The organism is Caldimonas tepidiphila, assembly GCF_003569765.1.
Taxonomy (GTDB): Bacteria; Pseudomonadota; Gammaproteobacteria; order Burkholderiales; family Burkholderiaceae_C; genus Caldimonas; species Caldimonas tepidiphila.
The window spans coordinates 14,916-30,008 of the sequence record NZ_QXMG01000028.1; the positions used below are offsets into that span (position 1 = coordinate 14,916).

Consider the following 15,093-nt stretch of genomic DNA (forward strand, 5'->3'; position numbering starts at 1 on the left):
CTCCTCGTCAGGCCTTCGCGGCGGTCTTCCTCGCCGGCGCCTTCTTGGCCGCGGCGCGCGGCGCGCGCGGCTCGAACTCGAAGCCGACCTTGCCTTCCTTCTTGTCGTAGACCAGGAAGGCCTTGAACTTGCGCCGCGTCTTGTTCGACACGAAGTTCTCGAGCAGGCCGGTCTTGCCTTCCGCGAGCAGCTTGCTCATCTGCTCGCGCTCGACCGGCTGCTGCAGGATCACCTTCCCCGTCTTGAAGTCGCAGGTGGCGTTGGTGCCGACCGCATGCTCGCAGACGTAGTTGGTGCCGTGCTCGAAGACGCGGCCGCGGCACTTCGGGCAGGCGCCGAGCGGCTGCTGCTCGCCGAAGTCCACCGTCTCCTCGGACTCGGACTCCTTCTTCGCGTCGTCGCCGAAGTCGAACTCCATCTTCCAGTTGCCGGCCTCCTCGTCGCGCACGAGGCGCAGCTCGGCGGTGAAGGGCCAGCCGGCCTTGGAGCGGAAGCCCTCGAGCGGCCCGATGCGGTGCTCGCGCAGCAGCTGCTCGGCCTCGGCGAGCTCGAAGCTGCGGCCCGCGGGAATCTTCGTCATCGAGAAGCCGCAGCCCGCGCCGTCGCTCGAGCCGTCGCGGCCGACGCAGGTGAAGCGCCGGTAGTTCTCCTTCACGGTGCCGCCGCAGTTCGGGCAGGGCGTCGCGAGCGTCGCGTAGTCGCCGGGGATGGTGTCGCGGTCGTATTCCTTGGCCTTCTGCACGATGCGCTCGGTCATGCGCGCGATCTCGTCCATGAAGGCCTCGCGCGAGAGCTTGCCGCGCTCCATCTGCGACAGCTGGTACTCCCAGTTGCCGGTCAGCTCCGGCTTCGTGAGCTCTTCCACTGCCAGCCCGCGCAGCAGCGTCATCAATTGAAAAGCCTTGGCGGTCGGGATCAGCTCGCGGCCCTCGCGCACCAGGTACTTCTCGGCGATCAGGCCCTCGATGATCGCGGCGCGCGTCGCGGGCGTCCCGAGGCCCTTCTCCTGCATCGCCTCGCGCAGCTCCTCGTCGTCGATCAGCTTGCCGGCGCCCTCCATCGCGGAGAGCAGCGTCGCCTCGCTGTAGCGCGCCGGCGGCTTGGTGCGCAGCTGCGCGACGCGCACCTCCTCGGTCGAGACCGTCTCGCCCGGCTGCACGGCCACGAGCGTCGCGTCCTCGCCAGCCGCCTCCTTGCCGTAGACCGCGAGCCAGCCCGGCTTGACCAGCACCTTGCCGTTGGTCTGGAAGTGGTGCTTCGCGCCCGCGGCCTCGACCACCGTGGTGCGCGTCGTGACCATGAACTCCGCGGCCGGGAAGAACACCGCGAGGAAGCGGCGCACCACCATGTCGTAGAGCTTGGCCTCGGCCTCGGTGAGGCTGCGGGGCGCCTGCAGTGTCGGGATGATCGCGAAGTGGTCCGAGACCTTGGCGTTGTCGAAGACGCGCTTGTTCGGCTTCACGTAGCCCTCGTCGAGCGCCTTGCGGGCGTGGCCCGCGAGCTCGCGCAGCGGGCCAGGCAGGTCCTCGTCGGCGATCATCCGGAAGGTCTTCTGGACCTCGGACACGTAATCCTCGGGCAGCGCGCGCGAGTCGGTCCGCGGGTAGGTCAGCACCTTGTGCTTCTCGTAGAGCGCCTGCGCGAGCGACAGCGTCGTCTTGGCCGAGAAGCCGAAGCGCGAGTTGGCCTCGCGCTGCAGCGTGGTCAGGTCGTAGAGCAGCGGGCTGATCTGCGTGCTGGGCTTGGCCTCCTCGGTGACGGTGCCGGACTTGCCACGCACCGCATCGGCGATCGCCTGCGCGTCCTCGGCCTTCCAGAGCCGGTCGGCGCGCGCCTCGGGGTCGTCCGGCCGCTTCTTCCACGCCGGGTCGAGCCACTTGCCCTCGTAGCTGCCGGCGGCGGCGCCGAACTCGGCGCGCACCTCCCAGTAGTCGCGCGAGACGAACTTGCGGATCTTCTCCTCGCGCTCGACGACGATGGAGAGCGTCGGCGTCTGCACGCGCCCGACCGTGGTCAGGAAGAAGCCGCCGTCGCGCGAGTTGAAGGCCGTCATCGCGCGCGTGCCGTTGATGCCGACCAGCCAGTCGGCCTCGGAGCGGCAGCGCGCGGCGTTCGCGAGCGGCATCATCTGCTCGTCCGTGCGCAGCTTGTCGAAGCCGTCGCGGATCGCCTGCGGCGTCATGCTCTGCAGCCACAGCCGCTTCACGGGCTGCTTCGCCTTCGCGTGCTGCTGGATCAGCCGGAAGATCAGCTCGCCCTCGCGGCCCGCGTCGCAGGCGTTGACGAGCTCGCTCACGTCCTTGCGCTTCATCAGCTTCGTGATCGCGTTGAGCCGCCCCTTGCTCTTGTCGATCGGGTTGAGATCGAAGTGCGGCGGGATCACCGGCAGGTGCGCGAAGCTCCACTTGCCGCGCTTGACGTCGAACTCCTCGGGCGCCTTGATCTCCAGCAGGTGGCCCACCGCGGAGGAGACGATGTAACGATCGTTCTCGAAATATTCGTCGTGCTTGTCGAACTTGCCGACGACGGGCGTCAGCGCGCGCACGATGTCCTGCGCGACCGACGGCTTCTCGGCAATCACCAATACCTTGCTCATGCGTTCCTGTCTCGCTCATGACGGCCGAGCCCGCGTGACGCGGGCTCGTGCCTGGAATTCCTGCTTGTCGCGCGTGGCGGCCGCGGCGACGGAGCGGCCCCTACAATCCGGCTCCTGTCGCGCGCGCACGCCCACGCACACACGAGCGCACGCTCGCGCGCACGCCCTCAATTCAATGTACCCAAAGCCGCCCATGACGCAAGTTCGGTCCGCCAAACCCTCCGCGCCGGCCGAGGCACAGCAAGCCGCCGCAGCGCGGCCGCGCCGGCGCCTGCAGGCCCGGCGCTCGGGCGTGCACGGCAAGGGCGTCTACGCGCAGGTGCCCTTCAAGGCGGGCGAGACCATCATCGAGTACACGGGCGAGATCATCAGCTGGGAGGAGGCGCAGCGCCGCCACCCGCACGACCCCAGCGACCCGAACCACACCTTCTACTTCCACATCGACGACGAGCACGTCATCGACGGCGCCGTGACCGGCAACATCGCGCGGTGGATCAACCACGCCTGCGACCCGAACTGCGAGGCCGACGAGGTCGAAGGCCGCATCTTCATCAAGGCCTTGCGCGACATCGAGCCCGGCGAGGAGCTGTTCTACGACTACGGGCTGATGGTCGACGAGCGCTACACGGCAAAACTCAAGAAGGAATACGCCTGTTACTGCGGCAGCACGAATTGCCGCGGCACGATGCTCGCCCCGAAGCGCCGCCAGCGCTGAAACGAGCTTCTTCCACCCGTTCCCGCACGCGACCGATGCCGATGCCCGCCGCCCCCCTGCACTGGCCCGCCGAGGCGCTCTGGGAGCAGCTCGAGGCGCTGCTGCCCGGCCTGAGCGTCGAGGTGGTGGCCGAGACCGACTCGACCAACACGCGGCTGCTCGAGCGCGCGCGCGCCGGCGACGCCGCGCCCTGCCTGATGGTGGCCGAGCACCAGCGCGCCGGCCGCGGCCGGCTGGGGCGCGACTGGAGCTCGCGCGCCGGGGCGTCGCTGACCTTCTCGCTCGGGCTGCCGCTCGCGCCGCGGGACTGGTCGGGGCTGTCGCTCGCGGTCGGCGTCGCGGTCGCCGAGGCGCTGCACCCCGCGATCCGGCTGAAGTGGCCGAACGACCTGTGGCTCGTCGACGCGCAGGGCGCCGGCCGCAAGCTCGGCGGCATCCTGATCGAGACGCTGCTGCCGCCCGCGGGCAGCGCTCCGCAGGCGGCCCGGCCCGCGGTGATCGGCATCGGGCTGAACATCCTGGCGGTGGACGACCCGGCGCTCGCGGCGCAGAGCGCGGCGCTGGTCGAGCTCGACCCGGCGGCGAGCGCGCCGGCGGCGCTCGCCGCGCTCGCGGCGCCGCTGGTGCGGGCGTTGCAACGCTTCGAGCGCGAGGGCTTCGCCCCCTTCGTCGAGGCCTATGCCGCGCGCGACCTGCTGCGCGGCCGGGCGGTGCGCACGACCCAGGCCGACGTGCCCGAGGGCGTGGCTTGCGGCGTCGACGTCGACGGCACGCTGCTGGTGCGTACCGAGACCGGGGTGCAGCGCGTCTCCAGCGGCGAAGTGAGCGTGCGTCCATGCTGAGGTGGCTGCTCGCGGTGCTGCTGGCCGCGAACCTCGGCTTCCTCGCCTGGAGCCAGGGCTGGCTCGGCGCGCTGCTGCCGGGTCCGGACGACCAGCGCGAGCCGGAACGCCTGGAGCGGCAGGTGCAGCCGGAGTTGATCCGCCTCGGCAAGGCGCAGCTGCGCGTGGTCGAGCCGGGCCGCAGCGCCACGCCGGCACCGGCCGCCTCCCAGCCCGCCCGGTCGGCCGCCCCGGCGAGCGCGCCGGCTGGCGCCGTGGCGGCGTCCGCAGTGGCGGCTTCTGCAGCGCCGCCCGCGCCTGCGCCCGCCTCCGTACCGGCACCGGCACCGGCGGTGCCTGCCGTCGCCGCGGCCGCCCCGGCCCGTGCCGACACCGCCTGTTTCGAGGCGGGCTTCTACAGCGAGGCCGAGCTGGCGCGGCTGGAGCCGGCGCTGCAGCGCGCGCTGCCCGCGGGCAGCTGGCGCGTGCAGGACAGCGAGCGGCCGTCGGGCTGGGTGGTCTACACCGGCCGCTACCCCAACCGTGAGGCGCTGCTGCGCCGCCAGGACGAGCTGCGCCAGCTGCGCGTCGAGTTCATCGAGATGCGCAGCCCGCCGGAGCTGGCGATGGGGCTGTCGCTCGGGCGCTTCCGCCAGCGCGAGAACGCCGAGCGGCACCTGGAGGACATGGAAAAGCGTGGCGTGCGCAACGCCCGCGTCGTGCCCGTGGGGCCGCCCGTCACGGTCTACCGCGTGCAGGTGCCGGCCGCCGACGCGGCGCTGCGGCAGCGCCTGGCCGACCTCCCCTCGCGCCTGCTGATCGGGCGCGAGTTCGAGCCCTGCACGGGGACGGCACGGCCGGCGCCCGGCCGCTGAGCAACACCTTCTTTCGCGTCCTCCGCCGCGACGACCGCCGCAGCGGGAAACAGCGAAGCCCTTTCAGCGGCCGCCGGCGTTGCGGCGTCGGCGCAACCCGCCCGCGGTCCCGGCAGCCAGCGCAAGCAGGGCGAGCGATGCGAGGTCCGCTGCGCCGCCGCCGCTGCTCTCCTGCGGCGGCTCGTCCCCGGGGGCCTGCCCGCCTTCGGGGTTGCTGCCGACTCGCGCCGCGCAGGTGCTGATGGCCGCGTTGTCGATCAGCACGGGGCTGCGGTCAGGCGCCTGGTAGAGCTGCCCGTTGCGCAGCGTCTCCGCATAGGCCAGCGCCTGATCCGCGTCCAGGATGCCGGCGCCGCAGGTGCTCTCGGTGCAGCTGCAGCGTCCGGCGTTGGTCGGGCTGCAGGTGCCGAGCTTGGGCACCTGCACATGCGGCTGCACGGTCCGCACCAGCCCGTCGCGCAACTGGTCGATGGTCAGGTTCGGATGGATCGACAGCATCAGCGCCGCCACGCCGGAGACCACCGGGGTCGAGAAGCTGGTGCCGCCCACCGGCGCGTAGCTCGCGCTGCCCGGCCCCCGCTCGCCGGTGTTGCTCAGCGTCAGCAGGCCGTCGTCGGCCAGCCAGCGGTCGCAGGCCCCGCCGGTGGCGCCGTCGCCCCCGACGGTGGACAGCGTGACCTCGGGACCCAGGTTCGAGTAGGTGGCCTTGAAGCCCTCGCGGTTGAGCGCGCCGACCGAGATCACGCCGGCACAGTTGCCGGGCCGCGTCACCTTGCCGCGCTCGTTGCCTGCGGCCGTGACGAGGATCGCGTCCCGCGCCCGCACGCTCGCGATGGCGCTCGCGTACTCCGCATTGCACTCGCCGCTGCCGCCGAAGCTCAGGTTCAGGATGCGCGCCCGGTTCTGCACCGGGTTGTCCGGCACGCCGGCCACCGGCAGCCCGACCGCCCACAACATGCCGTCGACGATGTCGGCCACCGCGGCGCCGCACTTGCCCGACACGCGCACCGGCAGGATGCGCGCCTGCCAGACGATGCCGGCCACGCCGACCCGGTTGTCGCTGACGGCCGCGATCTGCCCGGCGATGCGGGTGCCGTGCCACGAGCTGCTGCCCACCTCGCAGCTGGCGAAGGCCGGGTTCGACGCGTCCTGGCTGGTGACGAAGTCGCCCGGGTCGCTCGGATCGCTGTCGCGACCGTTGCCGTCGTTGGCATAGACGACACCGTAGCGCGGGTGCTCAGAGACGAAGTCGTAGCCCGGCAGCAGCTGCCCGTTGAGCTCCGGATGCGAGGTGATGCCAGAGTCGAGCACCGCCACCACCGTCCCGTTGCCGCGGCTGCCCCTCGCCCAGGCGGCGGGGAAGTCCGGCACCCCGAGCGAGCCGGCGACGCGCGACTTCAGCCACCACTGGCCACTCGCGCCGTATTCGGGATGGCTGCGGTAGTAGGGGTCGTTCGGCACGACCTGCTGGAGCTGCTCCCGCACATTGGGCACCACGTACTCCACCCGCGGGTCGGCAGCGAGCCGCTCGGCCAGCGCGCGGGCCTCGGCGGCATCGAGCACGCGATCGTCGTCGACCAGGTGCGAGCCGGTGGCGAGCGTGCGGCGCAGCTGCATCGACGGCACGCGCTCGCCGAGCACCTGCGCGAGCCGCTCGCGCGCCGCCTGCGGAGTCTCGGTGGGAGCACCCTTGGGGCTTTCGCGCCCGGCCGCGTCACCGGCACCGGCCGGCTTCAGCTTGACGATCAGGCCCCAGGCCGGCCCCTCGGCGGCCCGCGCCAGGCTCGACGCCGCGAACAGCGAGAGGATCAGCAGCAGCAGCGGCAGCAGCCAGCTTCGCCAGCGTGAAAAACGGGGGTTGTAGTGCATGGTCGCCATGTTGGCATCTCCGGACTTGCAAGGTCGCGTGCCTGAAAACGCGTGTGTTGGGGAAGTGCTGCCGATGTAAGGAGTCTTGTCCTCCCGCCGCTCGACCCATTCCCTTGGCAAGTATCGATCCGGAAATGAAAAACGCCCCGCGGGCGGGGCGTTCCTGGTGCGCTGGGCGGCCCTGTGGGCCGCCGGGGATCAGCGGATCCTCACTGGGCGGCGATGACGCGCGCCATCTCCAGCACCTTGTTGGAGTAGCCCCACTCGTTGTCGTACCAGGCCACGACCTTCACGAAGGTCTTGTCCAGCGCGATGCCGGCCTCGGCGTCGAACACCGAGGTGCAGGACTCGCCGCGGAAGTCGGTGGCGACGACCTTGTCCTCGGTGTAGCCGAGCACGCCCTTCATCGCGCCTTCGGACGCCGCCTTCATCGCGGCGCAGATGTCCTCGTAGCTCGCTTCCTTGTTCAGCTCGACCGTCAGGTCCACCACCGACACGTCGGAGGTCGGCACGCGGAAGGCCATGCCGGTCAGCTTCTTGTTGAGCTCGGGGATCACGACGCCCACGGCCTTGGCGGCACCGGTCGACGAGGGGATGATGTTCTCGAGGATGCCGCGGCCGCCGCGCCAGTCCTTGTTCGACGGGCCGTCGACGGTCTTCTGCGTCGCGGTGGCGGCGTGCACGGTCGTCATCAGGCCGCGCTTGATGCCGAAGGTGTCGTTCAGCACCTTGGCGACCGGCGCCAGGCAGTTGGTGGTGCACGAGGCGTTGGAGATGATGGCCTGGCCGGCGTAGGTCTTGTCGTTGACGCCGTAGACGAACATCGGCGTGTCGTCCTTCGACGGCGCCGACATGATCACCTTCTTCGCGCCCGCCTTCAGGTGTTTCTCGGCCGTCTCCTTGGTCAGGAACAGGCCCGTGGACTCGACGACGACGTCGGCTCCGACCTCGTCCCACTTCAGCTCCGCCGGGTCCTTCACCGCGGTCAGGCGGATGGGCTTGCCGTTGACGATCAGGGTGCTGCCCTCGACCGACACGTCGCCCTTGAAGCGGCCGTGCACGCTGTCGTACTTGAGCATGTAGGCCAGGTAGTCGGGCTCGAGCAGGTCGTTGATGCCGACGACCTCGATGTCCGAGAAGTTCTGCACCGCGGCGCGGAACACCATGCGGCCGATGCGGCCGAAGCCGTTGATGCCGATCTTGATGGTCATGTCTGTCTCTCCTTTTGCTTGACGAAACCCGTGACGGCCGCCGCCGCCGAAGCGGCCGGCAGCCGCTTCGGGCGACGCGGCGGAGCGATTATTTCTTCTTGCTGCGGCCGAGCGCCGCGCGCACCGTGTCGGCGACGTTCTCGGCGGTGAAGCCGAAGTGCTTGAACAGCACGCCCGCCGGTGCCGATTCGCCGTAGGTGTCGATGCCGACCACCGCGGCGCAGCCGTACTTCCACCAGAAGTCGGTCACGCCGGCCTCGACCGCGACGCGCGGCAGGCCGTCGGGCAGCACGCTGCGCTTGTAGGCCTCGTCCTGGCGGTCGAACACCGTGGTGCTCGGCACCGAGACCACGCGCACCGCGATCTTGTCCTGCGCGAGCAGCGCCTGCGCATGCAGCGCGAGCTGCACCTCGGAGCCGGTGGCGAGGATCACCGCCTGCGGCTTCTTCAGGCCGACTTCCTCGGCCTCGGCGAGCACGTAGGCGCCGCGGCTGATCTCGTCGAGCCCGGCCTTCGGGGCGTAGGGCAGGTTCTGGCGCGACAGCAGCAGCGCCGTCGGGCGGTTCTTCGTCTGGATCGCGCAGGCCCAGGCCACCGCGGTCTCGGCGGTGTCGGCCGGGCGCCAGACGTCCAAGCCCGGGATCAGGCGCAGGCTCGCGGCGTGCTCGATCGACTGGTGCGTCGGGCCGTCCTCGCCGAGGCCGATCGAGTCGTGCGTGAAGACGTGGATGACGCGCTGCTTCATCAGCGCAGCCATGCGGATCGCGTTGCGGCTGTAGTCGCTGAAGGTCAGGAAGGTGCCGCCGTAGGGGATGTAGCCGCCGTGCAGCGCCACGCCGTTCATGATCGCGGCCATGCCGAACTCGCGCACGCCGTAGTTGATGTGGCGGCCGGCGTTGGGCGCGCCGTTGTCGTCGAAGCGCAGCGGCGGGGTGCTCTTGGTGTTGGTCAGGTTGGAGCCCGTCAGGTCGGCCGAGCCGCCGAGCAGCTCGGGCAGCGCCGCGGTGAAGGCCTCGAGCGCGAGCTGGCTGGCCTTGCGCGTGGCGACCGTCTCGGCCTTGCCGTGCGCGGCGACCACGGTGTCGACCGCGATCTGCGCGAAGTTGGCGGGCAGCTCGCCCTTGACGCGGCGCTCGTACTCGACGGCGAGCTCGGGGAATTCGGCGCGGTAGCCGTCGAACAGCGCCTGCCAGGAGGCCTGCTGCGCCGCGCCGCGGGCGTTGCCGTTCCACGCGGCATAGGCTTCCTGCGGGACCACGAAGGGCTCGTGCGGCCAGCCGAGTGCCTCGCGCGTGAGCTTGATCTCCTCGTGGCCGAGCGCCTCGCCGTGGGCCTTCGCGGTGCCGACGCGGTTGGGCGAGCCCTTGCCGATCTGCGTCTTGCAGATGATGAAGCTGGGCTTGTCGGTGCTGAGCTTGGCCTGCGCGATCGCGGCGTCCACCGCCGCGACGTCATGCCCGTCGACCGGGCCGATCACGTTCCAGCCGTAGGCCTCGAAGCGCTTCTTCGAGTCGTCGATGAACCAGGGCGTGACCTCGCCGTCGATCGAGATGCCGTTGTCGTCGTAGAGCGCGATCAGCTTGTTGAGCTTCCAGGCGCCGGCGAGCGCGCAGGCCTCGTGACTGATGCCTTCCATCAGGCAGCCGTCGCCCAGGAAGACGTAGGTGCGGTGGTCGACGATCTCGTAGCCGGGGCGGTTGAACTCGGCGGCGAGCAGCTTCTCGGCCAGCGCGAAGCCCACGGCGTTGGTGATGCCCTGGCCGAGCGGGCCGGTGGTGGTCTCCACGCCCGGGGTGATGCCGACCTCGGGGTGGCCCGGGGTCTTGCTGTGCATCTGGCGGAAGGCTTTCAGATCATCGATCGACAGCGCGTAGCCGGTCAGGTGCAGCAGCGCGTAGATCAGCATCGAGCCGTGGCCGTTGGACAGCACGAAGCGGTCGCGGTCGGGCCAGGCCGGCTGCTCGGGATGGTGCTTGAGGTGGCGGCTCCACAGCGCCACCGCGATCTCGGCCATGCCCATCGGGGCGCCCGGGTGGCCGGAGTTGGCTTGTTGAACGGCGTCCATTGCCAACGCGCGAATCGCGTTGGCCATCAGGGAAGTGTTGGCCATGGGAGCCTGCTGCATGCGTGTATGGGGAGGACCGGCGATTGTAAAGGGCGGCCCGATAATGCCCGACGGCGCCTGCGCCCGCCGGCGCGCCGCGCACAGTGCCCCCCTCCTCCATCCTGACCCACTTCCTCCTCGACCGATGCCCAACCTGCCCGCGATGATCCTGGCTGCCGGCCGCGGCGAGCGCATGCGCCCGCTGACCGACGCCACCCCGAAGCCGCTGCTGAAGGTGCGCGGCAAGCCGCTGATCGAGTGGCACCTGGAGGCGCTGGCGCGCGACGGCGTGCGCGAGGTCGTGATCAATACCGCCTGGCTGGGCGATCGGATTCCGGCCGCGCTCGGCGACGGCGCGCGCTGGGGCCTCGCGATCCGCTACTCGATGGAGGGCCGCGAGCACGGTGGCGCGCTCGAGACCGCCGGCGGCATCGCCACCGCGCTGCCGCTGATCGGGAGCGAGCGCTTCTGGCTGCTCGCCGGCGACGTGTTCGTGCCCGGCTTCCGCTTCGACGCGCAGGCCGCCGAGCGCTTCGCCGAAAGCGAGCGGCTCGCGCAGCTGTGGCTGGTGCCCAACCCGGAGCACAACCCGCGCGGCGACTTCGCGCTCGGCGCCGACGGCCTCGCGCGCGCCGACGGCGAGCCGCGCTGGACCTATTCCACGATCGCGCTGCTGCACGCCGGGCTGCTCGCGGGCGTCGCTGCGGGGCAGAAGGCGGCGCTGCGCCCCTGCCTGGAGCGCGCGATGCAGGCCGGGCACGTCGCGGCGCAGGTGTACGAGGGCGCCTGGACCGATGTCGGCACGCCGCAGCGGCTGGCGCAACTGCAGGACTGAGCAAGGTCAACCGGTCCGGGGCCGCTCTCGGGAGCAGGGGGCGTTTGCGCGCATGCAGATCTTGACGCAGCGCAAGCCCCTCCCCGCCGCTCGCGCCGATGCTGCAGCGACCGACTGCCACAGGAGGAGACCGAACATGAGCCGCACCGCCCTTCGGGTGATCCGCGAGGAGCACCGCGCGCTGGCCTCGATGCTGCGCTCGCTCGAGCTGCTGGTCGAGCAGCTCCACCGCCACCGCACGCCGCCGGACTTCGGCCTGATCCGCGCGATGCTGTTCTACATCGACGAGTTCCCGGAGCGGCTGCACCACCCGAAGGAGTCGCAGCTGCTGTTCCCGCTGCTGCGCGCGCGCTGCGCCGAGATCGTCGAGGTGCTCGACCGGCTCGACGCGGACCACGACAAGGGCGAGCAGGCGGTGCGCGAGCTCCAGCACGCGCTGCTCGGCTACGAGATGATGGGCGAGAGCCGGCGCGAGGCCTTCGAGCAGGCGCTGCACCGCTACGTCGAGGCCTACCTCGAGCACATGTCGATCGAGGAGGACGTGGTGCTGCCGATGGCGCAGCGCGTGCTGACGCCCGAGGAGTGGCAGCGGCTCGACGCGGCCTTCGAGGCCAACCGCGACCCGCTCGCCGGCCACGAGCCCGACGCGGCCTACCACGCGGTGTTCCAGAAGATCCTCAACCGCGCGCCGGCGCCGATCGGCCTGGGCAGCGAGACCGGACGGCTACAGCCGCAGCGCTGAACCCGGCAGCACGGGCGGCGACGGCGGGCTGCCGAAGCGCCGCTCGATCCATGGCTGCAGCGGCCCGAGCAGCGGCAGGAAGACCAGTGCCACCGCGAGGTTGAACAGCAGGTGCGCCCACGCCACCGCCAGGTCGGCCGATCCGGCATGGGTCAGCACCGCGGCGCTGAAGGCGTCGAGCACCGGCAGGAAGACCAGCAGGCTGACGGCGTTGAACAGCAGGTTGGCCACCGCCGCGCGGCGCGCCTGCAGCCCCATGCGCGCGCTCGCGATCAGCGCGGTGGCGGTGGTGCCGACGCTCGCGCCGAGCGCCACGCCGATGGCCGCCGGCGCCGGCATCAGGCCCTGCTGCACCAGCAGCACCGCCAGCCCCACCGTGACGCTGCTCGACTGCACCAGCGCCGTCATCGCCATGCCGGCCGCCACCGCCAGCAGCGGCTCGGCGGCCTGCGTCATCCACGCCTGCCACAGCGCGCTGTCCTTGAGCGGCGCGAGCGCCAGCCCGATCAGGTCGAGGCTGAAGAACACGAACCCGAAGTAGAACAGCGGCCGCCCGATCCAGCGCCCGCCCAGCGCCGACACGAGCGCGCCGAGCACGATCACGAAGGGACCGATGCCGGTGAGCTTGAAGCTCACGAGCCAGGCCGTCACGGTGGTGCCGACCTTGGCGCCGAGCAGCACGCCCAGGCTGTTGCCGAAGCCGAGGGTGCCGGCGTGGACCAGCGCCACCACCAGCGAGGACACCGCGCTCGAGGACTGCACCAGCGCGGTGGCGCCGGCGCCGAGCAGGAAGCCCTTCCAGCGGTTGGCGGTGGCGCGCGTCAGCCAGCGGCGCAAGCGCTCGCCGCCGCGGTCCTGCACCTCGCGCGAGAAACCCTCGAGCGCGTACAGGAACAGCAGCACCGCCGCCGCGACGCCGACCCCCCAGCGAAATGCATCCATGCGCCGATTGTCGCCAGTTCGCACGCCCGTCCCGCCCCGGCCGCGCGCCGGCGCGCCGCTGCAGCGGGCGCCGCGGCCCGATAGACTGGGGCGCACGCCACCGAACGCCAGACAAGACCCGCACCGCCCATGACCGATTCCCCCCACGCCGCGCGGCGCGCCCGCGTCGCCCGCGCCCTGCAGGCCGGCCGCGGCCTCGCGCTCGTGCCCACCGCGCCCGAGACGCTGCGCAACGGCGACGCCCACCACCCCTACCGCTTCGACAGCCACTTCTGGTACCTGAGCGGCTTCGCCGAGCCCGAGGCCTGGCTCGCGATCTCGCACACCGGGCGCTGCGAGCTGTTCTGCCGCGCCCAGGACCCGGCGCACGAGATCTGGGACGGCGCGCGGCTCGGGCTGCAGGCCGCGCCCGCGGCGCTCGGCGTCGATGCGGCGCACGACGTGCGCACGCTCGACGAGCTGCTGCCGAAGCTGCTCGCCGAGCACGACTCGGTGTGGTTCCCGTTCGGGCTGCACGAGGGGCTGGCGGCGCGCGTCGAGGGCTGGCTCGCGAAGCTGCGCCAGCGCGAGCGCAGCGGCGCGCGCGCGCCCGCGGCGCTGCACGACCTGCGCCCGCTGCTCGACGAGATGCGGCTCGTGAAGGACGAGGCCGAGATCGCGCTGATGCGCCGCGCCGGCGAGATCTCGGCCGCGGCCCACGTGCGCGCGATGCAGGCCTGCCGGCCGGGCCTGCGCGAGTACCAGCTCGAGGCCGAGCTGCTGCACGCCTTCCGCTGGGCCGGTGCGGCCGGCCCGGCCTACCCGAGCATTGTCGCCGCAGGCGCCAACGCCTGCGTGCTGCACCACCCGGCCGGCGACGCCGAGTTGCGCGCGGGCGAGCTGTGCCTGATCGACGCCGGCGCGGAGTTCCAGGGCTACGCGGGCGACATCACTCGCACCTTCCCGGTGGACGGGCGCTTCAGCGCGCCGCAGCGCGAGCTCTACGCGCTGGTGCTCGCCGCGCAGCAGGCGGCGATCGGGCAGACGCGGCCGGGGGCGCGCAAGATCGACGCGCACTGGGCCGCGGTGCGGGTGCTGTCGCAGGGGCTGCTCGACCTCGGCCTGCTGTCAGCCGAGCGGCACGGCGGCGTCGACGACGTGATCGAGAGCGCCGCCTACCGCGCCTTCTACATGCACGGCACCGGCCACTGGCTCGGGCTCGACGTGCACGACGTCGGCGAGGTACTGCAGCGCGACGAGCCGGCGGTGGAGCAGCCCGACGGCAACGGCGGCCGCGTCGTGCGAGCGCCCTCGCGCGTGCTGCAGCCCGGCATGGTGGTGACGATCGAGCCGGGGCTCTACGTGCGGCCGTCCGCCGAGGTGCCCGAACGCTTCTGGAACATCGGCATCCGCATCGAGGACGACGCGCTCGTCACGCCCGCGGGTTGCGAGCTGCTCACGCGCGGCGTGCCAGTGGCGCCCGACGAGATCGAGGCGCTGATGCGCGGCTGAGGCGGACTCGGCCGAAAAGCGCCGCGGCCCGCGGCGCTCAGCCCCGCGCGGCGGCGTTGAGCTGCTCGCGCGTGGCGAGCGCGGCGCGGCGCGCGGCCTCGACCCAGTCGGCTCCGCTGCTGGCGTAGAGCACCGCGCGCGAGGAGTTCACGGCGATCGGGCCGGTGACGGCGCCCGCCGCGTCGCGGCGCAGCCCGGCGCGCACGGTGGCCTCGGCGTCGCCACCCTGGGCGCCCACGCCCGGGATCAGCAGCGGCAGTGTCGGCGCGAGCTCGCGCACGCGCGCGATCTCCTCGGGATAGGTCGCGCCCACCACGAGGCCGAGCTGGCCGTTGCGGTTCCAGTCGTTCTGCGCCAGCGCCGCGAGGTGCTCGTAGAGCCGCGGCTGGCCGGGCACGTCCGCGAGGCGCTGGTTCTGCCAGTCGCTGCCGCCGGGGTTCGAGGTGCGGCACAGCAGGATCACGCCCTTGTCGGGGTAGCGCAGGTAGGGCTCGATCGTGTCGAAGCCCATGAAGGGCGACAGCGTCACCGCGTCGGCCTGGTAGCGCTGGAAGGCCTCCTTCGCGTACTGCTCGGCGGTGGCGCCGATGTCGCCGCGCTTGGCGTCGAGGATCACCGGCACCTCGGGCGCGACGCGGCGGATGTGCGCCATCAGGCGCTCGAGCTGGTCCTCGGCGCGGTGCGCGGCGAAGTAGGCGATCTGCGGCTTGAAGGCGATCACCAGGTCCTTGGTGGCGTCCACGATGCGCGCGCAGAAATCAAAGATGCGCGACGCGTCGTCCTTGAGCTCGGCGGGGAATTTCGCCGGTTCCGGGTCCAGGCCGACGCACAGCAGCGAATCGTTGCGCTGCTGCGCGCGCGTGAGCATGTCGAGGAAGTTCATCGGGAGATT

General features: G+C 71.8%; 12 protein-coding genes. 6 read left to right on the plus strand and 6 right to left on the minus strand.

Features of this window, described 5'->3' with window-relative positions; genetic code table 11:
• Window positions 1–7: 7 nt before the first annotated feature.
• Window positions 8–2,596, minus strand: coding sequence for a DNA topoisomerase III (locus D3A59_RS15670; protein ID WP_119155913.1), 2,589 nt, complete (start codon window positions 2,594–2,596; stop codon window positions 8–10).
• Between the two features lie 193 nt (window positions 2,597–2,789).
• Here D3A59_RS15670 and D3A59_RS15675 point away from each other — a divergent pair, with 193 nt between their 5' ends.
• The 3 genes from D3A59_RS15675 to D3A59_RS15685 are packed head-to-tail and all read left to right on the plus strand — an operon-like array spanning window position 2,790 to window position 5,007.
• Entirely contained in the window at window positions 2,790–3,311 is a 522-nt protein-coding gene (locus D3A59_RS15675) for an SET domain-containing protein (protein ID WP_119155915.1), read from the plus strand.
• A gap of 41 nt (window positions 3,312–3,352) precedes the next feature.
• Complete coding sequence (locus D3A59_RS15680) at window positions 3,353–4,153, plus strand: biotin--[acetyl-CoA-carboxylase] ligase (protein ID WP_205665212.1); 801 nt, start codon at window positions 3,353–3,355, stop codon at window positions 4,151–4,153.
• Window positions 4,147–5,007: a hypothetical protein gene (locus tag D3A59_RS15685; RefSeq protein WP_119155918.1), complete on the plus strand. Its 861-nt coding sequence runs from the start codon at window positions 4,147–4,149 to the stop codon at window positions 5,005–5,007. Before D3A59_RS15680 ends, D3A59_RS15685 begins: the two co-directional genes overlap by 7 nt.
• A gap of 63 nt (window positions 5,008–5,070) precedes the next feature.
• Here the strand turns inward: D3A59_RS15685 and D3A59_RS15690 are convergent, their stop codons facing one another.
• The 3 genes from D3A59_RS15690 to tkt form a co-directional block, all read right to left on the minus strand.
• Complete coding sequence (locus D3A59_RS15690; RefSeq protein ID WP_119155919.1) at window positions 5,071–6,885, minus strand: S8 family peptidase; 1,815 nt, start codon at window positions 6,883–6,885, stop codon at window positions 5,071–5,073.
• Window positions 6,886–7,085: 200 nt separating this feature from the next.
• Entirely contained in the window at window positions 7,086–8,087 is a 1,002-nt protein-coding gene (gap, locus tag D3A59_RS15695) for a type I glyceraldehyde-3-phosphate dehydrogenase (RefSeq protein WP_119155920.1), read from the minus strand.
• 88 nt (window positions 8,088–8,175) lie between these two features.
• Window positions 8,176–10,197 (minus strand): transketolase, encoded by a 2,022-nt coding sequence (gene tkt, locus D3A59_RS15700; RefSeq protein WP_119155921.1) that lies wholly within the window; start codon window positions 10,195–10,197, stop codon window positions 8,176–8,178.
• 139 nt (window positions 10,198–10,336) lie between these two features.
• Here tkt and murU point away from each other — a divergent pair, with 139 nt between their 5' ends.
• Both murU and D3A59_RS15710 read left to right on the plus strand, forming a co-directional pair.
• Window positions 10,337–11,026 (plus strand): N-acetylmuramate alpha-1-phosphate uridylyltransferase MurU, encoded by a 690-nt coding sequence (murU, locus tag D3A59_RS15705; RefSeq protein ID WP_119155922.1) that lies wholly within the window; start codon window positions 10,337–10,339, stop codon window positions 11,024–11,026.
• A gap of 136 nt (window positions 11,027–11,162) precedes the next feature.
• On the plus strand, window positions 11,163–11,768 hold the full coding sequence (locus tag D3A59_RS15710; RefSeq protein ID WP_119155924.1) for a hemerythrin domain-containing protein: 606 nt from the start codon (window positions 11,163–11,165) through the stop codon (window positions 11,766–11,768).
• Here D3A59_RS15710 and D3A59_RS15715 read toward each other — a convergent pair.
• The gene (locus D3A59_RS15715) at window positions 11,751–12,710 is read right to left on the minus strand and encodes a Na/Pi symporter (RefSeq protein ID WP_119155926.1); all 960 of its coding nucleotides are present in this window, start codon (window positions 12,708–12,710) and stop codon (window positions 11,751–11,753) included. The genes D3A59_RS15710 and D3A59_RS15715 overlap by 18 nt on opposite strands.
• Window positions 12,711–12,839: 129 nt before the next feature.
• Here D3A59_RS15715 and D3A59_RS15720 point away from each other — a divergent pair, with 129 nt between their 5' ends.
• Window positions 12,840–14,201, plus strand: a complete 1,362-nt coding sequence (locus D3A59_RS15720; RefSeq protein ID WP_119155928.1) for an aminopeptidase P N-terminal domain-containing protein — start codon at window positions 12,840–12,842, stop codon at window positions 14,199–14,201.
• A gap of 37 nt (window positions 14,202–14,238) precedes the next feature.
• On the opposite strand, the gene pyrF is transcribed toward D3A59_RS15720, so the two are convergent.
• Window positions 14,239–15,084 carry an orotidine-5'-phosphate decarboxylase gene (gene pyrF / locus D3A59_RS15725; protein WP_119155930.1) on the minus strand — a complete coding sequence of 282 codons (846 nt, stop codon included), beginning with the start codon at window positions 15,082–15,084 and terminating at the stop codon, window positions 14,239–14,241.
• Window positions 15,085–15,093: the final 9 nt, after the last annotated feature.